The 17,747-nt window shown below is 72.2% G+C and carries 17 protein-coding genes; 6 read left to right on the top strand and 11 right to left on the bottom strand.

Going from position 1 to position 17,747, the window contains the following annotated elements; translation table 11 throughout:
* The 8 genes from cysD to BGP73_RS06495 all read right to left on the bottom strand — a co-directional run bounded on the left by cysD (position 1) and on the right by BGP73_RS06495 (position 7,552).
* Positions 1 to 966, bottom strand: a complete 966-nt coding sequence (gene cysD, locus BGP73_RS06520; protein ID WP_244501104.1) for a sulfate adenylyltransferase subunit CysD — start codon at positions 964 to 966, stop codon at positions 1 to 3.
* Positions 963 to 1,532, bottom strand: coding sequence for an adenylyl-sulfate kinase (gene cysC / locus BGP73_RS06515; RefSeq protein ID WP_069812494.1), 570 nt, complete (start codon positions 1,530 to 1,532; stop codon positions 963 to 965). Before cysC ends, cysD begins: the two co-directional genes overlap by 4 nt.
* Positions 1,533 to 1,560: 28 nt before the next feature.
* Positions 1,561 to 2,277, bottom strand: a complete 717-nt coding sequence (locus BGP73_RS06510) for a phosphoadenylyl-sulfate reductase (RefSeq protein ID WP_069812492.1) — start codon at positions 2,275 to 2,277, stop codon at positions 1,561 to 1,563.
* A complete protein-coding gene (locus BGP73_RS21830; protein WP_079127255.1) occupies positions 2,274 to 2,477 on the bottom strand; it encodes a hypothetical protein in 204 nt (67 codons plus the stop codon). Before BGP73_RS21830 ends, BGP73_RS06510 begins: the two co-directional genes overlap by 4 nt.
* Positions 2,474 to 4,174 (bottom strand): nitrite/sulfite reductase, encoded by a 1,701-nt coding sequence (locus BGP73_RS06505; RefSeq protein WP_069812490.1) that lies wholly within the window; start codon positions 4,172 to 4,174, stop codon positions 2,474 to 2,476. The genes BGP73_RS21830 and BGP73_RS06505 overlap by 4 nt, the downstream gene beginning before the upstream one ends.
* A 200-nt stretch (positions 4,175 to 4,374) precedes the next feature.
* Positions 4,375 to 4,461, bottom strand: coding sequence for a putative leader peptide (locus BGP73_RS23870; RefSeq protein ID WP_374701128.1), 87 nt, complete (start codon positions 4,459 to 4,461; stop codon positions 4,375 to 4,377).
* A gap of 705 nt (positions 4,462 to 5,166) precedes the next feature.
* The gene (locus BGP73_RS06500; RefSeq protein ID WP_069812488.1) at positions 5,167 to 5,748 is read right to left on the bottom strand and encodes a GNAT family N-acetyltransferase; all 582 of its coding nucleotides are present in this window, start codon (positions 5,746 to 5,748) and stop codon (positions 5,167 to 5,169) included.
* Positions 5,749 to 5,899: 151 nt separating this feature from the next.
* A complete protein-coding gene (locus tag BGP73_RS06495) occupies positions 5,900 to 7,552 on the bottom strand; it encodes an acyl-CoA dehydrogenase family protein (protein WP_069812487.1) in 1,653 nt (550 codons plus the stop codon).
* Between the two features lie 18 nt (positions 7,553 to 7,570).
* Between BGP73_RS06495 and BGP73_RS06490 the strand changes: the two genes are divergently transcribed.
* From BGP73_RS06490 to BGP73_RS06480, 3 genes are all read left to right on the top strand, one after another.
* The gene (locus BGP73_RS06490) at positions 7,571 to 8,821 is read left to right on the top strand and encodes a YihY/virulence factor BrkB family protein (RefSeq protein WP_069812486.1); all 1,251 of its coding nucleotides are present in this window, start codon (positions 7,571 to 7,573) and stop codon (positions 8,819 to 8,821) included.
* Between the two features lie 457 nt (positions 8,822 to 9,278).
* Complete coding sequence (gene rsgA / locus BGP73_RS06485; RefSeq protein ID WP_244501103.1) at positions 9,279 to 10,406, top strand: ribosome small subunit-dependent GTPase A; 1,128 nt, start codon at positions 9,279 to 9,281, stop codon at positions 10,404 to 10,406.
* 342 nt (positions 10,407 to 10,748) lie between these two features.
* Positions 10,749 to 11,297, top strand: a complete 549-nt coding sequence (locus BGP73_RS06480) for an ATP-binding protein (protein ID WP_107473960.1) — start codon at positions 10,749 to 10,751, stop codon at positions 11,295 to 11,297.
* 33 nt (positions 11,298 to 11,330) lie between these two features.
* Here the strand turns inward: BGP73_RS06480 and BGP73_RS06475 are convergent, their stop codons facing one another.
* Positions 11,331 to 12,185, bottom strand: coding sequence for a (2Fe-2S)-binding protein (locus BGP73_RS06475; protein ID WP_069812981.1), 855 nt, complete (start codon positions 12,183 to 12,185; stop codon positions 11,331 to 11,333).
* Between the two features lie 118 nt (positions 12,186 to 12,303).
* On the opposite strand from BGP73_RS06475, the gene BGP73_RS06470 reads away from it, so the two are divergent.
* The gene (locus BGP73_RS06470) at positions 12,304 to 13,068 is read left to right on the top strand and encodes a GntR family transcriptional regulator (RefSeq protein ID WP_069812485.1); all 765 of its coding nucleotides are present in this window, start codon (positions 12,304 to 12,306) and stop codon (positions 13,066 to 13,068) included.
* Positions 13,069 to 13,246: 178 nt separating this feature from the next.
* Here the strand turns inward: BGP73_RS06470 and BGP73_RS06465 are convergent, their stop codons facing one another.
* Positions 13,247 to 14,029 carry a hypothetical protein gene (locus BGP73_RS06465; protein ID WP_069812484.1) on the bottom strand — a complete coding sequence of 261 codons (783 nt, stop codon included), beginning with the start codon at positions 14,027 to 14,029 and terminating at the stop codon, positions 13,247 to 13,249.
* 109 nt (positions 14,030 to 14,138) lie between these two features.
* Positions 14,139 to 15,803 (bottom strand): PucR family transcriptional regulator, encoded by a 1,665-nt coding sequence (locus tag BGP73_RS06460; RefSeq protein WP_069812483.1) that lies wholly within the window; start codon positions 15,801 to 15,803, stop codon positions 14,139 to 14,141.
* Between the two features lie 457 nt (positions 15,804 to 16,260).
* On the opposite strand from BGP73_RS06460, the gene BGP73_RS06455 reads away from it, so the two are divergent.
* Positions 16,261 to 17,148, top strand: a complete 888-nt coding sequence (locus BGP73_RS06455) for an FAD binding domain-containing protein (RefSeq protein ID WP_069812482.1) — start codon at positions 16,261 to 16,263, stop codon at positions 17,146 to 17,148.
* On the top strand, positions 17,139 to 17,747 hold the full coding sequence (locus BGP73_RS06450; RefSeq protein WP_069812481.1) for a (2Fe-2S)-binding protein: 609 nt from the start codon (positions 17,139 to 17,141) through the stop codon (positions 17,745 to 17,747). The genes BGP73_RS06455 and BGP73_RS06450 overlap by 10 nt, the downstream gene beginning before the upstream one ends.

Raw genomic sequence — 17,747 nt, 5'->3', positions numbered from 1 at the left:
TCAGAAGTACCCCTCACGCTTGCGGTCCTCCATGGCGGCCTCGGAGAGCCGGTCGTCGGCGCGGGTGGCGCCTCGTTCGGTGAGCCGGGAGCGGGCGATCTCGGCGATCACGGCTTCCACGCTGGCGGCGTCGGAGTCCACCGCCCCGGTGCAGGACATGTCGCCGACGGTGCGGTAGCGCACCCGCCGGCGCTCGACGGGCTCGCCCTCCTTGGGCCCACCCCACGCGCCCGGCGCCAACCACATGCCGGAACGGTGGAAGACCTCGCGCTCGTGCGCGTAGTAGATGCCGGGCAGTTCGATCCGCTCCCGGGCGATGTACTGCCAGACGTCCAGTTCCGTCCAGTTGGAGAGCGGGAAGACCCGGATGTGCTCACCCGGGGCGTGCCGTCCGTTGTAGAGCTGCCACAGCTCGGGGCGCTGGCGGCGGGGGTCCCAGCCGCCGAACTCGTCGCGCAGTGAGAACACCCGCTCCTTGGCCCGCGCCTTCTCCTCGTCGCGCCGACCGCCGCCGAAGACCGCGTCGAACCGGTTGCTCTCGATGGCGCTCAGCAACGGCACGGTCTGCAGGGGGTTCCGGGTGCCGTCGGGCCGCTCCCGCAACTCGCCGCGGTCGATGAACTCCTGCACCGAAGCGGTGTGGAGCCGCAGCCCGTGTTCGGCCACGACCCGGTCCCGGTACTCCAGCACCTCGGGGAAGTTGTGGCCGGTGTCCACGTGGAGCAGAGGGAACGGCAGCGGCCCCGGTGCGAACGCCTTGAGCGCCAGGTGCACCATGACGACGGAGTCCTTGCCGCCGGAGAACAGGATCACCGGCCGCTCGAACTCCCCGGCGACCTCCCGGAAGATGTGGACCGCCTCGGACTCCAGCGCCTCCAGGTGCGAGAGCCGGTACGGGGCACCGGCCACCTCCGCCACGGTGGTGGCCCCGGCGTCGGCGGCCGTCGTGCTCGTCTCCGCGTTCATGGGAGCAGGCCCCTTTCGGTGAGCAGCCCCTCTATCGCGGCCACGCACTCCGGTACGTCGTTCAGTTGGGTCCACAGCCGCAGATCCGGATCGACCGGTTCCTCGTACGGGTCGTCCACCCCCGTCAGTCCGGACAGTTCGCCCGCGGCCTGCCTTGCGTAGAGCCCCTTCACGTCCCGCTCGGCGCAGACCTCCACCGGGGTGGCCACGTGCACCTCCAGGTAGGGGGTGTCCCGGGTCTGATGGCGCTTGCGCACCGCCTCCCGGGCGTCCGCGTACGGGGCGATCACCGGCACCAGGACGGTGACCCCGTGTGCTGCCAGCAGCTGCGCGACGAAACCGATGCGTTCGACGTTCACCTGCCGGTCGGCACGGGAGAAACCGAGCCCGGCCGAGAGGAACCGGCGGATCTCGTCACCGTCCAGCACCTCCACCCGCCGCCCGGCTGAGCGCAGCCGCTCCGCCAGCGCCTCGGCTATCGTCGTCTTGCCCGCGCTGGGCAGGCCCGTGAGCCAGACCGTGGCGCCCGCGGGCTGGGGAACACCTGTCCCCGCCGTCTCCGTCACCTCTTGTCCCTTCGTCGCTACGTGTCCGTCAGCCGTGCAGTCCGCACTCGGTCTTCCCCCGGCCCGCCCAACGGCCGGCCCGGGCGTCCTCGCCCTCCCGCACCCGGCGGGTACAGGGCGCACAGCCGACCGAGGCGTAGCCGTCGCCGAGCAGCGGATTGGTCAACACCCCGTGTTCGAGGACGTAGCCGTCCACATCCTGCTGGCTCCACCGGGCGATCGGGGCGATCTTGACCTTGCCCCGCTTCGGATCCCAGCCGACGACCGGGGTGTCCGCACGCGTCGGTGACTCGTCCCGGCGCAGGCCGGTGGCCCAGGCGTCGTAGCCGACGAGCCCCCTGCTGAGCGGCTCCACCTTGCGCAGGGCGCAGCAGAGGTCGGGGTCGCGCTCGTACAGGGCCGCCCCGTACTCGGCGTCCTGCTCGGCGACCGTCTGCCGCGGGGTGAGCGTGATCAGGCGGACGTCCAGCACGGCGGCGACCGCGTCCCGGGTGCCGATGGTCTCCGGGAAGTGGTAGCCGGTGTCCAGGAAGACCACGTCGACCCCGGGGACGGCCCGCGACGCCAGGTGCGCCACCACCGCGTCCTCCATGGAGGACGTCACGCAGAAGCGGCTGCCGAAGGTGTCCGCGGCCCAGCGCAGGATGTCCAGCGCTGGAGCGTCCTCCAGCCGCCGGCCGGCGGTCCGGGCCAGCTCCCGGAGCTCGCCCGGGGTGTGCCGCCGACGCGTCTCACCACTGCTCATACCGGCCCGACCTCCCCGTCGCGACTCGCTCCAACCGCCGGCCCGCCGCCCAGCAGGCCGAGGAACGACAACCGGAAGGCGCGGCCGCAGCCGGCGCATCCCCAACCGCCCCGGCCCTCGGCGCCCGGCTCCGGCACCCAGGGCCGCAGATCTTCCTCGCCGCAGTAGGGGCAGTAGAACGGTGCGGCACGCTGCGTCACCTGAGGTCTCCCTCGTCGGCGCGGGCCGCCCAGGAGGCGAAGCGTTCGTCTTCCCGCCGCTGCTCCTCGAAGCGGCGCAGTACCCGCTCGACGTAGTCGGGGAGCTCCGCAGCGGTGACCTTGAGCCCGCGGATCTTGCGGCCGAAGCCCGCCTCCAGGCCGAGGGCACCGCCCAGGTGCACCTGGTAGCCCTCGACCTGGCGGCCTTCCGAATCCAGCATCAGCTGGCCCTTGAGCCCGATGTCGGCGGTCTGGATGCGGGCGCAGGCGTTGGGGCATCCGTTGAGGTTGATGCTGACCGGTTCCTCGAACCCGGGCATCCGCCGCTCGAGTTCGTCGATCAGGGCCGCGCCGCGCGACTTGGTCTCGACGATGGCGAGCTTGCAGAACTCGATCCCGGTGCAGGCCATGGTGGAGCGCCGGAACGGTGAGGGGGAGACCCGCAGATCGAGTGCCTCGAGACCGGCGACGAGGGAGTCCACCCGGTCCGCCGCCACATCAAGGATGATCATCTTCTGCTCGACGGTGGTGTTGAGCCGGTCCGAGCCGTGCGCCGCCGCGAGTTCCGCGATCTTGCTGAGGGTGCTGCCGTCCACCCGGCCGACCCTGGGCGCGAAGCCGACGTAGTAGCGGCCGTCCTGCTGCGGGTGGACGCCGATGTGGTCGCGCCACCGGGCGACGGGTTCCTCCGGCGCCGGGCCGTCGACCAGCTTCCGCCCCAGGTACTCCTCCTCGAGCACCTGGCGGAACTTCGCCGGCCCCCAGTCGGCCATCAGGAACTTCAACCGGGCGCGGTTGCGCAGCCGGCGGTAGCCGTAGTCGCGGAAGATCCCGGTCACGCCGGCCCAGACCTCGGCTACCTCGGCGAGCGGCACCCAGGCCCCGAGCCGCTGGGCGAGCTTGGGGTTGGTGGACAGGCCACCGCCGACCCACAGGTCGAACCCGGGACCGTGCTCCGGGTGGACCACCCCGACGAAGGAGACGTCGTTGATCTCATGGACGACGTCCTGGACCGGGGAACCGGAGACCGCCGTCTTGAACTTCCGCGGCAGGTTCGAGAACTCCTTGCTGCCGATGTAGCGGTCGTGGATCTCCTGGACCGCCGGGCTGCCGTCGATGATCTCGTCCGCGGCGATCCCGGCGACGGGGGAGCCGATGATCACGCGCGGGCAGTCACCGCAGGCCTCGGTGGTGGAGAGGCCGACGGCCTCCAGCTTCCGCCAGATCGCCGGCACGTCCTCGATCCGCACCCAGTGGAGCTGCACGTTCTGTCGGTCGGTGATGTCCGCGGTGCCCCGCGCGTACTCCTGGGAGACCTCGCCGATGGCACGCAGCTGGGCGACCGTCAGCCGTCCGCCGTCGATCCGGATCCGCAGCATGAAGTAGCTGTCCTCCAGCTCCTCGGGCTGGAGGACGGCGGTCTTACCGCCGTCGATACCGGGTTTGCGTTGGGTGTACAGACCCCACCACCGCATCCGGCCGCGCAGATCCTGGGGATCGATGGAGTCGAAGCCCTGCTTGGCGTAGATGGTCTCAATGCGTGTCCGCACGTTGAGACCATCGTCGTCCTTCTTGAACTGCTCGTTCCCGTTGAGCGGGGTGAAGTGGCCGGCGCCCCACTGGCCTTCGCCGCGGTGGCGTCCGGCTTTGCGGCGGGTGGTGGTCGCAGGGGCTTCGGGTGCGGGGGTGGCGGCCATGGCTGTCCTTCGGAGGGTGCGACTCAGGGCGGTGGTCGGGCAGTCGGCAACTGCCGGGGATAGGGCGACAGGGCAGGGCTGACCTGCGGATTCACCCTGAGGTCAGAGATGCGGCGAGCCTTCTCGAAGCCGCGGTGACCAGGGTGCTGGGCGCCCCGAGACGGGGGGCGTAGAGGGGAGAGCGGGCGCTGCTGAGAGGGTCAGCGCGCCAGACAGATGGCGCTGGACAGACGGCCGAAGTCGACATGGCGTCGACTCACCAGGGCGGTTCCAGCTGCTTGGGACATGCGCAGAGCGTGCCACGGCTTTCTCGGCGCCGTCCACTATTGCTCAATATCTGAGCTGAAATGTCTCAGATGCTAAGACTCCGTGGTGTCGGGGGTGGCTCGCCGCCCAGCACGGTGTGCCTTATATGCACGGCGTCGGGGTGCTCGGGACAGGCGGTTGACGTCGGCTCATGGCCGATACGGCGCGGCGACGCAGTGCCGGGCAACCGCCGCCGCGATCGATTTACCGAGAGGCACGGGCGATGCGCCCCGTTCAGGTGATATGCGCTCCCCTTTGCGCTGGGTGCCACCTTGCGGACTGGTCGGGGAGACAGCACGGTTTGGGTGGATACTGCTCGGCGCTGTGCTCCAGGACCACCAGGGAGGGGCGGTACGTCGTGGGTTCAGCTGGTCAGTGGGCAAGTGAGAGGTTCGGAGAATCCGCCGATGAGCTGGCGGACATCATCCCCGCCTGCCTCGTCCGGGCTCACGAGCGGGCCCGCACCGGACATGAGGGCGTCCATGCACAGACGCTCGAAGCCTACGGGCACGGCCTTTATGCGGTGCAGTACGAAGAGCTGGCTACCGGCCTCGCTGGTCTGGGAAGCGCAGTGCGTCTACAGGGGCGGACGATGATGCTCGTCCGCGGGTGCCTGATCTACGGATTCGAACCTGCCACACCCGCCTCAGGGGAGCGGTGCTCGAAGTGCCGGCTGCCTCCGGCCCCTACTCCACCGGCCCCGCGTCTGGCCAGGGGCCTGGGGTGGGCAGGGCCGGCTCGTCCTCCGTCCTGGTGTCGAAGCGCCGGAAGCCACGCCGCTCGTAGTTGGCGAGCGCGTGGGGACCGTCCTGGTCGCAGGTGTGTACCCAGACCCTGCTGGTGGTGCTCCGGTCAGGCCAGCGCCGCGCCAGGTCCCAGGCGCGGGCCGTGCCCTCGCTCAGCAGATGGCCGCCGATGCCCCGGCCGCGGAACGCGGGGAGCAGCCCGAAGTACACGATCTCCACCGCGCCGGCGTCCTGCCCCTGCAACTCGATGAACCCCGCCGGCGTGCCGCGGTGGTAGGCGACCCACGTCTCCACCCCCGGCTGGCCGAGGAACTCCTGCCACCTGGCGTACGTCCAGGGCAGCCGGTCGGTCCAGGAGACGTCCCCGCCCACCGCGGTGTACAGGAAGCGGCTGAACTCGGGGGAGGGCACCTCGGACCGGACGATCCGCACGGCGTGCTCCGCCGGAGGGGCGGGAGCGGGCACGAGATCCGCCGCAGAAGTCTGTTCGAGGTACCAGGTGGTCACGGCGACACTGCTCATATCGACAGACAACCATGCTCCGCACCGCCGGCTCCGCTCACCCCCCCCGGCGGTTGGGCCGGAGCCGCACCGCGGCGGCGTGTCGGCACGCCTCGGACGGAACGGGCGCCCGGCGCGCCCATTCCGTCCGAGGCGTGCCGAAGCGGCACACTTACGAGCCGACCCGCGCCCGCTCCACCACCGCCGCCAGGTCGAGGGTCGCCGGCAGGGTGCCGAACGCCCCACCCCAGTCGCGGCCCAGCCGGGAGGCGCAGAAGGCGTCCGCCGTGGCCGTGGGTGCGAAGCGCACCAGCAGGGAGGCCTGGAGCAGCAGCGCCATCCGCTCCACCAGCCGCCGGGCGCGTGCCTCGATGTGCTCGAGGTCGGCGAGCTCGTTCAGCAGGTCCTTGACCGCGGCGTCCAGCCGGTGGTCGGCGCCGTGCGCCCGACCCACCTCGCCGAGGAAGGCGTCCAACGCGGCCGGCTCGCGTTGCAGCGCCCGCAGCACGTCGAGCGCCTGGACGTTCCCCGAGCCCTCCCAGACCGAGTTCACCGGCGACTCGCGCAGCAGCCGGGGCATGCCCGACTCCTCCACGTAGCCGTTGCCGCCCAGGCACTCCAGCGCTTCGGCGGTGAGTGGCGGGCAGCGTTTGGTCACCCAGTACTTGGCGGCCGGCACCGCGATCCGCAGCAGGTTCCGGTCGGCCTCCGATCCCGAGTCGTAGGCGGCGGCCAGCCGGAGTCCGAGCGTGGTGGCCGCCTCGGACTCCAGCGCCATGTCGGCCAGGACGTTCCGCATCAGCGGCTTGTCGATCAGCGGACCGCCGAAGACGCTGCGGTGCGCGGCGTGGTGCACGGCCTGGACGACGGCCTGGCGCATCAGGGCCGCCGAGCCGAGCACGCAGTCCAACCGCGTCGCGGCGACCATCTCGATGATGGTGGCGACTCCGCGTCCCTCGGGGCCGACCCGGCGGGCCCAGGTGGTGCCGTCGAACTCCACCTCCGCGGAGGCGTTGGAGCGGTTGCCCAGCTTGTCCTTCAGCCGCTGGATGCGGAAGGCGTTCCTGGTCCCGTCGGGAAGCACCCTCGGTACCAGGAAGCAACTCGGCCGGCCCTGCTCGCCCGCCGCGCCGGCCTGCGCCAGCACCAGGAACCCGTCCGCCATCGGGGCCGAGCAGAACCACTTGTGACCGGTGAGCGCGTACGTCCCGGGCTCGGCCAGCGGCTCCGCGGAGGTGGTGTTGGACCGGACGTCCGAGCCGCCCTGCTTCTCGGTCATGCCCATGCCGAACAGCGCGCCGGGCTTCTCCGCCGCCGCCCGCAGCCCGGGCTCGTAGCGGTGCGAGGTCAGGCGCGGCTCCCACTCGGCCGCCAGTTCCGGGTCGGTGCGGAGCGCCGGCACGGCCGCGTGCGTCATGGACACCGGACAGCCGTGGCCCGCTTCGACCTGACTCCAGACGAGGAAGGCGGCGGCCCGGCGCAGATGCCCGTCGGGACGGCCCCAGGCGTCGGTCAGCCCGGTCGAGACGGCCCGGTCGAGCAACCGGTGCCAGGACGGGTGGAACTCGACCTCGTCGATCCGGTTGCCGTAGCGGTCGTGGGTGCGGAGCACCGGTGGGTTCTCGTTCGCCTGCCGTCCCCACTCCTGGGCTTCGGCCGAGCCGGCGGTCCGGCCCAGTGCGCTCAACTCAGCCCGGATCTCCGGTAGATGTTCGGGACCGGCGTGGCGGTCGACCCCCTCGGTGAGGGACGGGTCGGAGGCGAAGACGTCGTATCCGGCCAATGGCGGTGCCTGGTTGGTGACGGTGTGTGTGGTGGCTGGCATGACAGATACGTTAAGGAGGTGCAAGCAGCCGAGTCATCCCCCGATGGGCCCAAGGGCCGTCTACACCGTGCGCGTGCCCTCTATCCGCACGTGTCGAAACGCCGAGTGGCCTGGCTGCTTCTGAAGGACACGGTCAACTCCGGCGTGGAGCACCGGATCCTGGGCCTCGCCGCGGAGGCCGCGTTCTTCACCCTGCTCTCCCTACCCCCGCTGCTCCTGGGGCTGATCGGGTTGCTCGGCTATCTGGACTGGATCGGCACCGAGACGATCGAGAGCGTCCGGCACAACATCCTCACCGCCTCCCGGACCGTGCTCTCCGGTAGGGGCGTCGACCAGATCGTCCGGCCGCTGCTGGACGACGTGACCCGGGGCGGGCGCCCCGATGTCATCTCGCTCGGTTTCGCGTTCTCGCTGTGGTCCGGGTCTCGGGCCGTCAACGTCTTCATCGACACCATCACCGTCATGTACGGGCTGGACGGGCACCGCGGCATCGTCAGGACCCGGCTGCTGGCCTTCCTGCTCTACGTGGTGGCGCTGCTGATCGGGGCGGTGGTGCTGCCGCTCATGGTCGCCGGACCGGACGCGGTGATGCACGTCCTGCCTTGGAGCACGGGTCTTGTGCAGGGGCTCTACTGGCCGGTGTTGCTGATGTTGTCGGTCGCCTTCCTCACCACGCTGTACCACGTCTCGGTGCCGGTGCGGTCGCCCTGGGTGGAGGACGTCCCGGGTGCGCTGGTAGCGCTGGGGATGTGGGTGCTCGGCAGCTTCCTGCTCCGTCTCTACCTCGTCAGCGCCGTCGAGGGGCCCACGATCTACGGCTCGCTGGCCGCGCCGGTGGCGGTGCTGCTGTGGATCGGTGTCTCGGCCTTCGCGGTGCTGGTGGGGGCGGCGGTCAACGCGGCGATCGACCGGGTCTGGCCGTCGGTGGCGACCGCGGCGGCGCGGGAGGCGAACACCAGGGCCCGCGAGCGAGCGGCGGCGGAGGCGGCCGCCCGGGCGAGCGCCGAGCGGGCCGGGGCGCAGGATAGCGCCGGCAGGGAGGAAGAGGAGGAAGAGGAGGACGACGACTCCGAGGACGGCCCGGAGGCCGACCCGCCCTCGGAGTTCCCCGAACGCTGGGCCCAGTTCCTGCCCCCCGAGGACCTGCGCTCCCGGCTACGGCCGCGACACCACGGTCATGGGGAGAGGAACGCAGAAGGCGGTCACGGTGGCCCGGACGAGCAGGACGGAGCGGCCCACGGCGGGACGGGCAGGAAGAACCCGCACTGAGCCGCGGGGGGAGGCCGCCCCCGCGACGGACCGGCCGAGCGCGAAGCCTCGGCCCGAACCGCTGCCTCGGCCCGATCGTTCCGGGTACCGGCCCCGATCGCCCTGCCGGGAAAAACCCTTCGCGGGGCGTTGCGGTACCGGCGTAGGGTGCGCGGGACAACGGCGGGCCGGCTCTGAACTCTTCCGGTCCCGTCCCGACCGGCGGGAGGTGGGACTGTGGTGACGGTCTTTGTGGTGGGCGCTGCCCCCAGTCCGAACGAATCCGTTCCCCCGCTTACCGTGGTTCCCGGCTGACGACCGCCGCGGAGTGGCCCTGAGTCCTCTCCGCTCCTCTTCACCCGTGGGCGTCCCCGACGTCCGCGGAACGGGCCGGGACCACCCTTCGAAGGGTTTCCCGTTGCATCACACCACTGCACGATCCTGCACGACCGCGCAATCCCCGAGCGGCGCACAATCCGTGGGCAGTGCTCGATCCACGACGGCCGAGGACTCACTGACCGCCGATGACCCGCTCACCGGATACGGCTGGGACGAGGGGTTCGCCGCCGACTTCGCCGCTCACGCGGCCCAGGGGCTGGCACCCGGCCGCATCGCGCGTGTGCTGGGTACCCACTGCCAGGTGGTCACCGCCGACCGGTCGGGTGGTCTCGTCACCGTGGAGGCGGACCTCGCCCCGGTGACCTCACCCGACCCGCTCCGGTGGGCCTGTACCGGAGACTGGGTGGGGCTCGACGCCGCCCGGTCATCGGTACGGGCGCTGCTGCCCCGCCGCACGGCGTTCGTCCGCTCCACCTCGTCGAAGCGGTCCGAAGGGCAGGTGCTCGCCGCCAACATCGACCATGCGATCATCGCCGCCTCCGTCGTGGCGGACCTGGAGATCGCCAGGATCGAGCGGTTCCTGGCACTGGCCTGGGAGAGCGGTGCCCAGCCGCTGGTCGTCCTCACCAAGACCGACCTGGTGCCGGAGCCGTCCATCCTCGGCCATCTGGTCGCCGACACGCAGGCGGCGGCGCCCGGAGTTCCGGTCCTGCCGGTCAGCTCGGCCACCGGTGCGGGACTGGACCCGCTGCGGAGAACGCTCAAGGACGGCACCTCGGTGCTGCTCGGCCGCTCCGGAACCGGGAAGTCGACCCTCGTCAACGCCCTGCTGGGCTCGGAGGTCCAGGACGTTCGAGCCGCCCGCGACAGCGATGGCAAGGGGCGGCACACCACGACCAGCCGCGACCTGCTGCCGTTGCCGGACGGCGGGGTGGTGATCGACACGCCCGGCCTGCGCGGTGTCGGGCTGTGGGATGCCGACCACGGCGTCGCCCAGGTCTTCACCGAGATCGAGGAGCTCGCCCGGAGCTGCCGTTTCCACGACTGCGCGCACGGCGCCGAGCCGGGATGCGCGGTCCTGGCCGCCCTGGAGCGTGGGGACCTCGCCCATCGGCGTCTGGAGAGCTACCGCAAGCTGCGGCGGGAGAACGAGCGGATCGCCGCCCGCAGCGACGCCCGGCTCCGGGCGGAACAGCGCCGCGTCTGGAAGCAGCGGCAGGCCCTCGGCCGCCACATGACGGAGCGGAAACGGGGGGTGCGGGAGTAGGGGAGGAGCGGGCGGCCGACAGTCCGGCCCGGAGCACCCGTGGGGCATCCGGGTGTAACGAGCGGTAATCCCCGTTCTCGGTGGCTCATGGGGATATATTCCCCTCAGAGACTGTTGCGGAGCGGCTCGGTCCGCCCGAACGTCCTCCCCTGGATGCCCGGCACCGTACCTCCCGGCGGTGCCGGGCATCGTCACTCGTGGCCGGTGGTGGCCGTGCGCGGTCGGGCGAGGTCACTTTCCGGTCAACGATGACCCTGGGCGCGAGTCGCCCAGACCGATCGCGGGCATGCATGACGTGGGCCAGTTCGCAGGAAGTGACTGACCGGCTTACGGGGGACGGGAATGACGACACAGCAGCGCGCCGAGACACGATCCGGAGGCGGCCACGCCGTCACCGCCAGACGGCGGGTCGCGGAGGCGCGGTCCGGACGGGAACAGGCGGGCGGCAGGCAACTCGCCGAGAGTGGGCGCCGGGAGCACGAGCCGTCCGGGGACATCGCCCTCCACCAGCGGTTGCCGGCCGGCGGGCTGACCGCCGTCGCCGAGGTGCGCGGTGGGCTGCGCCGAGCGCTCCACCGACGGTGCTGGGGCGACCTGGACCGGGCGGAGACCGCCGAACTGCTCACCTCGGAGTTGGTGACCAACGCCCTGCTCCACACCGGCCGCGGGGCCGAACTCACGGTGTCGATCATCGACCCCCGGTCGGCGGGCCGGGGCGGCCGACTGCGGGTGGAGGTCCGTGACCAGCTCGCCCGGGCCCCTCGCGTGCGCTGCCCCGACGAGGACGGCACCGGCGGCCGTGGACTCCTGCTGGTGGACTCGCTCGCCGACAGGTGGGGGGTACGGCTCCAAGGCGCCGGCAAGGTGGTCTGGTTCGAGGTGGACGGCTGAGCCCCCGCCGTCATCGCCCGGGTGCGCCGCGGATCAGCCGGTGGTGAGCCGGGAGACCCGCTCCTCGTCGCAGGTGCGCGGGCAGGTGACACAGGTGGCCTCGGGGCGCATCGTGTAGTAGAGGCAGCAACTCGCCCGGTCCCGGGTGGGAAGGGACTCCCCCTGCGGCCCGGTGAGCTGGCGGAACGACGACCCTCCGACATACGGGTCGGTGGAACCGGGCAGCAGCATCCCGAGTTCGGCCATCGCCCGTCGCTCCTCGTCGAGCAGGTGGGCGATGTACCAGAGACCCTCGACGATCTCGTCCGTCGCCATGCCCCACAGCGCCCGGCGGCCCCGCCGCATCCGAGGGCGGAAACCCTCCATCACCGGGGCGAGGTGCTCGGCCACCGCAGAGCGCACCTCCGCGCGCAGCGCCTCGGCGTCCGGCACCACGCGGGCCAGCGGGGAACCGGCCGCCGGATCGTCCGGCAGGCAGGCGAACCCGTCGGTCCACAGCGTCATCCGTCCGATTCCCCGGTGGTACGAGACCGCTTCCACCGGCACCCGCGGCACCCGGTTCAGGAGGAACCAGGGGAGGGTGATCAGCAGGCAGGCGGCCCAGGCGTAGCGGTGGAGTCCGAAACCGGCGACCACATCGGGCCGGCCGGGGGTGCCGTACTCGCTGAGCAGCTTGGACTCCTCGGCCAGGAAGTAGTCGACGGCCTCGCCGCCCGCCGCCAGATCGGCGGCGGTCACCCAGCCGGCCCCGGTTCGGGGCGGCCCTTCGACTACCTGGAGGCTGGGGAAGACCTCGGCCAGCCTGGTGTAGGCGGTGGCGAGGGGAGAGGCGTCCGGAGAGGCCGAAGATACTGCTGGAGTGGCCGATACGGCCGGAGCGAGAGCCATGCAGACCGCCAAATCCGCGCTGATCATTTACGAGGTAAGGCTTACCTTACCTGATGCTTCGGGTTTGCTCTCGCCCGTGCTCCGCCTATCGTGCGGATGAACCCCGAGGAGGACTCTGATGGAGCAGGCCGCGCGTGGTGTGCGCAGGAGCAGCACGGCTCCCGGGCCCGGCGGCCGGACCCGGATCCCCGGCCAGGTCGGCGGCGAGCGGGAAGCGGTCCGCGGCGGGCACGACCACGACGAGCCGGCGCCCTCCTCCCGGCCGGCGGAAAGGGTTCCGCGCCGCCACTCCATTCGGGGGCAGGTGCTCCGGGCGCTGCGTTCCGCCCTGGCCTGCGGGGAACTGACACCCGGACAGGTGTACTCCGCGCCCACCCTCGCCGAGTGGTTCGGGGTGTCGGCGACACCGGTACGCGAGGCCATGCAGCAGCTGGCCGTCGAGAGGGTCGTCGAAACCGTGCCGAACCGGGGCTTTCGAGTGGCCGAGCGCACCACGCGCGATCTCGCGGAGCTGGCCGAGGTGCGCGCCCTGCTGATGGTGCCGGTGCTGCTCCGGATGGCCAGGACCGAGCCGCCCGAGCGCTGGGAGGCGTTGCGCCCGCTGGCCGCCGCCACCGTCAGCGCGGCGGCGCGCGGGGACCGGATCGGCTACGCCGAGACCGACCGGGCCTTCCACCGCGAGTTGCTCGGGCTCTACGGCAACCAGCAGTTGGCTCTGCTGGAGGCGGATCTGCACCGCCGTACCCAGGGGCCGGTGCGGGGCAGGAGGATCCCGCAGGCGGCGGACCTGCTCGCGGACGCGGCAGAGCACACCGCGCTCCTGGACGCGCTGGTCAGCCGGGACGAGGAGGCGGTCGAGCGGCTGGTACTGGCGCACCTCTGACCGGCGACCCACTCGACCTGCCTGAGCAGCCGATTCCGTGCCCCGGTTCGGTGCGCACGGGTGGCTGGCCTCCCGGCGGCGGCGTTTCTCCGAGGCCAGCCGCCCCGGGGCGGCAACCGCCCGGCTCAGGCCTCCGTGTTGGACGGGCCGGAGCCGGGTGTACGCCGCTCGGCGTGGGTCAGGCGATGGCCGCGGCGGTGAGTCGGTCACCCAACCAGGTCGGGATCCCGCCGAGCAGCCGGAAGAGGCGGGCGGCCTCGGCGCGGAGGCCGCTGGCCTTCGGCTCGCTCTCCACCTCGGCCAGGGAGACCAGGGCCGGGGCGGTGCCCACCAGGTAGCCCAGCTCCTCCCGGATCCGGAGCGACTCGGCGAAACCCTGTCGGGCCTCGGCGACCTCCCCATCGCGGAGCGCCAAGCCCGCGAGGTGGCGCCAGGTGGACGAGGACAGCAGGGCGTCGCCGGCCGCCAAGGCGCCGGTGTGGGCGCGGTGGTAGGCCGCGCGGGCGGACTGCGGGCTGTCCGAGAGGTGCTCCGCCAGCAGTCCGCGCCGGAAGTCCAGCAGGGCCCGGCCGGCGGCCGTCGGTCTCAGTAGCGCGGCCGCCCGGCCGAGGGCCGCGCGGGCCTCGTCCGCGCGGTCGCGCACGTGCAGGACGGTGGCCGCATAGGCGAGATGGCCGCGTTCGCACGCCGCCGCCCCGCGCTCGTCATCGGTGTGCGCGAGGGCTTCCGCGGCGCGCAGTGCGGTTTCGGCCTCCGCCCAGCCCTCCGCGGTGAAGAGACAGCGTTCGGCCAGCAGTGAGACGCGTTGCAGCGCGGCCGCCGCGGTCTGGCGAGGTTCGAGGAGCGCGGCGGCGTCCTCCCAGCAGCCGCGCGACCGCAGGCGCCAGATGGCGTCCTGAACCGGGTCCCCGCCCCCCGGCTCTTTCGAGATCCCCCTAGCCGACATGGCGGTGTCCGCCACATTTCCTCCCCGAGCGCGCCGTTGAGCCGGAACCGTCGGCGCATCTCAGCATGGATGGCGGTGTCCAGCCAAGGGGCTTGGGTGAAATTTTTCACAAAGATTGCCGTGGTCAGCTCATCCGGAGCGCCAGGAAGAAGTCCAACTTGTCCTCCAGGCGGGAGAGGTCCCGCCCGGTCAACTGTTCGATGCGGCCCACGCGGTAGCGGAGGGTGTTGACGTGGAGGTGGAGCCGGGAGGAGCAGCGCGTCCACGAGCCGTCGCACTCCAGGAAGGCCTCCAGCGTGCTGACCAGTTCCGCCCGGTGGCGGCGGTCGTACTCCCGGAGCGGGTCGAGGAGTCGGGCGGTGAAGGCCCGTCGGACGTCGTCGGGTACGAAGGGCAGCAGGAGTACATGGGAGGCCAACTCCTCGTGGCCCGCCACGCAGACCCGGCCGGCGCGGGCGGCGGCCACCCGGCGGGCGTGCCGCGCCTCCTCCAAGGCCCCGCGAATCCCCTCGGACGAGTGAACCGCCGCGCTGACGCCGATGCTCAGTCTTCCGTCGGAGGCCAGGCCGCGGGCCAGCGGTCCGCCGACCGTCCTGGCCAGCGAGTCGCTGCGGATCGCCGGGCGTTCCTCCGTTCCGCCGGTCTCCGGCAGCGGCACGAACGCCACCGCCTCGGTGTCGGTGTGGGCGACCGCCACCGGGGCACCGGAGGTGGTCCGAGGGTCGATCAGGATTTCTTCCAGAAGCGCCTGGGACAGCCCTCCGGTCGGCTGCGGGGACGAGCCGCCGGCTTCCGAACCCTCCGCGGCCTGCCACTCGACCCGCGCCACGACCACCTGCCAGTGCGGGCTGCCCTGGTCCGATCCGGGCAGCAGCACCGGGGCGGTCACCCGGAGCCGGGCAGCCAACTCGGCGGGCGAGGCGCGGCCCTGCAGGAGCTCCAGGATCTCCGCCGCCAACTGGCGGCGGACCGCCCGGGCCGCGTCCCTGCGGTCCCGTCCCGCCGCGATCAGCTGGGTGATGCCACGGAGCAGGTCCAGCCGCTCCGCGGGCCACTCGGTGGCGTCGGCCTCCACCACCAGCAGCCAGTCCGCGAGCGCGCTCTCCCGGGTCTCCGCCAGTCGGACGTCGTGGACCGGGAAGAGGGAGTAGGTCCGCTCGGCTAACGGGAGCCGGTACGGGCCAGGGCGCCCGCCGCTCGCCCTGGCCAGGTGCTCCCCGGCGAGCACGGCTCGGGTGGCTTCGGGCAGTTCCGACGGCCCGCCCGCGATCAGCCGGCCGGTGGGGGAGAGGACCCAGCCCCGCAGGTCCAGATCGCTGCCCAGCAGGTCAAGCAGGACCTCCGGGCCGCCCTCCGCGGAACCACCGGTCATCAGCCGCCGGTGGCGGTCGACCACCGCCGCCAGATCTCCGGCCCGTTCGGCGGACACCCGCCGTACGACGTGCTCGGTGATGGTGGCGAAGGCCACCTTCTCGTCCACCAGGAAGAGCGGCAGCCGGTGGCGCGCGCAGGCCGCCACCAGGTCGGCCGGGATGGGGCCGCGCTCCGCCTCGCCGGCCGCGAGCGCGGCGACCCCGGCCCGGGCCAGGATCCGTACGAAACGCTCGGAGTCCGCCGGCTCGCGGTGCCAGACCAGGCCGGTGAGGACGAGCTCGCCCCCGGAGAGGTAGCGGCTGGGATCACGCAGGTCCGTGGTCATCACCCCGCGCACGGCGCGGTCCAACTCCGCCTCGCCGCCGAGGAGTCGCAGACCCAGGGTGTGGTTCTCCAGCAGTGCGCGGAGCCGCATGTCTCGCCCGCCGATCTGTCGTCGTCCGCTGCTCACGTCGTTTTTTCGTTTGAATCTACAAGACCCCTCGGTCGGCCGGCCAACCACTTCATGGTTTTGGTGACTGCACCCGATCGGGGGTGGCTCTGTGTACTAGTGGCACGACCGGGAAGGTTCGCCCGTCGGGGAGCGGTGCCCGAATCGCTGGACGCCAGTGGCCCGGAACCCGTGATGGGGAGACCGCCCGAGGCCCCATGGCCGAGGGCGGTGCTGTCGGGTTTCCGGCGGCGCGGCACTGGGCCCGTCCCAGCGGTGGCTGGGAGAGTGCCGGGGTATCGCGACGGGCGGACCTTCCGAATCGCGGGACCGGTCACCGCCCGGACGCGCCGCCCGGCCGCGTGGACCGAGGGCGGGAACGAGGGCCGCGCTCCGCGCGGCGGCCGCACAACCCGACAAGCCACCTATAGAGAGCCGACAGATGGACTTCCTACGCCCCGCCAGCTGGGAGGAGGCGCTCGCCGTCAAGGCTGAGCACCCCTCCGCGGCGCCCATCGCGGGCGGCACGGACCTGATGGTCGAAATCAACTTCGACCGACGGCGTCCCCAGTACCTGATGGATCTCAACCGCATCACCGAGTTGGCGGAGTGGGAGGTCGGCGAGGAGAGCGTGAGGCTCGGAGCCGGCGTCCCCTACACCCGGATCGTCGAGGAGCTGCGGGAGGAACTGCCCGGGCTGGCGCTCGCCTCGCACACCGTGGCCTCCCCCCAGATCCGCAACCGGGGGAGCGTCGGAGGCAACCTCGGCACCGCCTCGCCGGCGGGCGACGCCCATCCGGCCCTCCTCGCGGCGGACGCGGAGGTCGAGGTCGCCTCGGTGCGCGGCAGCCGCCGGATCCCGATCGACGAGTTCTTCCTCGGCCCCAAGCGCAACGCGCTCGCCGAAGACGAGCTGATCCGCTGTGTGCACATCAAGAAGGCCACGGGGCCGCAGCAGTTCTCCAAGGTCGGCACCCGCAACGCGATGGTGATCGCGGTCTGCGCTTTCGGACTGGCCCTCCACCCCCGGGACCGGAAGGTGCGCACCGGCATCGGCTCGGCGGCCCCGACCCCCGTACGGGCGAACGCGGCCGAGGAGTTCCTCGCCGCCGCACTGGACGAGGGCGGCCACTGGGAGAGCGGCCGGACCATCGCACCGGCCGTCGCCCGCAGGTTCGCCGAACTCACCGCGGAAGCCTGCCAGCCGATCGACGATGTGCGCGGCAGCGCCGGCTACCGACGCCACGCCGTGTCCATCATGGCCCGCCGCACCCTCGGCTGGGCCTGGCAGGAGTACTGCGACGGCGTAAGGAGCCGGTCATGCGCGTGAACCTCACCGTCAACGGTCGCCGGCACGAGGCCGACGACGTCTGGGAGGGGGAGTCCCTGCTCTTCGTCCTCCGGGAGCGGCTCGGTCTGCCGGGCTCGAAGAACGCCTGCGAGCAGGGCGAGTGCGGCTCCTGCACGGTGCGGCTGGACGGGGTGCCGGTGTGCTCCTGCCTGGTCGCCGCCGGCCAGGCGGAGGGCCGGGAAGTGATCACCGTGGAGGGCCTGGCCGAGTACGCCGAGCGGCGCGCCGCCGGCGGATGCGCCACCGGCGCCTGCGCGCCGGGCGCGGGGCAGGACGGCGCGGAGCAAGGACCTGACCGGGCGGCAACCGGCGAGACCGGCGCCCCGCGGCCGCAGGGCAGCCCCCGACTCGCCCCGATCCAGCAGGCGTTCATCGAGGCCGGGGCGGTGCAGTGTGGCTTCTGCACCCCCGGCCTGCTGGTCGCGGCCGACGAACTGCTCGAGCGGAACGCCGAGCCCACGGACGCCGACATCCGGGAGGCGCTCTCGGGCAACCTCTGCCGCTGCACCGGCTACGAGAAGATCCTGGACGCGGTCCGTCTCGCGGCCGCGAGCAGCAGCGGAAGGGACGGTGCCTGA

This window comes from Streptomyces sp. TP-A0874, assembly GCF_001748085.1.
Taxonomy (GTDB): domain Bacteria; phylum Actinomycetota; class Actinomycetes; order Streptomycetales; family Streptomycetaceae; genus Streptomyces.
Note: the sequence above shows the minus strand (reverse complement) of the source record. Positions and strands in the feature narration are given on the sequence as shown.

Excerpts from the sequence above, each read along its gene's own strand:
- BGP73_RS06505 (WP_069812490.1), bottom strand. The coding sequence starts at position 4,174 with ATGGCCGCCACCCCCGCACCCGAAGCCCCTGCGACCACCACCCGCCGC.
- BGP73_RS06450 (WP_069812481.1), top strand. The coding sequence starts at position 17,139 with ATGCGCGTGAACCTCACCGTCAACGGTCGCCGGCACGAGGCCGACGAC.
- BGP73_RS06480 (WP_107473960.1), top strand. The coding sequence starts at position 10,749 with ATGACGACACAGCAGCGCGCCGAGACACGATCCGGAGGCGGCCACGCC.
- BGP73_RS06455 (WP_069812482.1), top strand. The coding sequence starts at position 16,261 with ATGGACTTCCTACGCCCCGCCAGCTGGGAGGAGGCGCTCGCCGTCAAG.
- BGP73_RS06475 (WP_069812981.1), bottom strand. The coding sequence starts at position 12,185 with ATGGCTCTCGCTCCGGCCGTATCGGCCACTCCAGCAGTATCTTCGGCC.
- BGP73_RS06510 (WP_069812492.1), bottom strand. The coding sequence starts at position 2,277 with ATGAGCAGTGGTGAGACGCGTCGGCGGCACACCCCGGGCGAGCTCCGG.
- BGP73_RS06500 (WP_069812488.1), bottom strand. The coding sequence starts at position 5,748 with ATGAGCAGTGTCGCCGTGACCACCTGGTACCTCGAACAGACTTCTGCG.
- BGP73_RS23870 (WP_374701128.1), bottom strand. The coding sequence starts at position 4,461 with ATGTCCCAAGCAGCTGGAACCGCCCTGGTGAGTCGACGCCATGTCGAC.
- BGP73_RS06460 (WP_069812483.1), bottom strand. The coding sequence starts at position 15,803 with ATGCGGCTCCGCGCACTGCTGGAGAACCACACCCTGGGTCTGCGACTC.
- BGP73_RS06470 (WP_069812485.1), top strand. The coding sequence starts at position 12,304 with ATGGAGCAGGCCGCGCGTGGTGTGCGCAGGAGCAGCACGGCTCCCGGG.
- cysD (WP_244501104.1), bottom strand. The coding sequence starts at position 966 with ATGAACGCGGAGACGAGCACGACGGCCGCCGACGCCGGGGCCACCACC.
- BGP73_RS06495 (WP_069812487.1), bottom strand. The coding sequence starts at position 7,552 with ATGCCAGCCACCACACACACCGTCACCAACCAGGCACCGCCATTGGCC.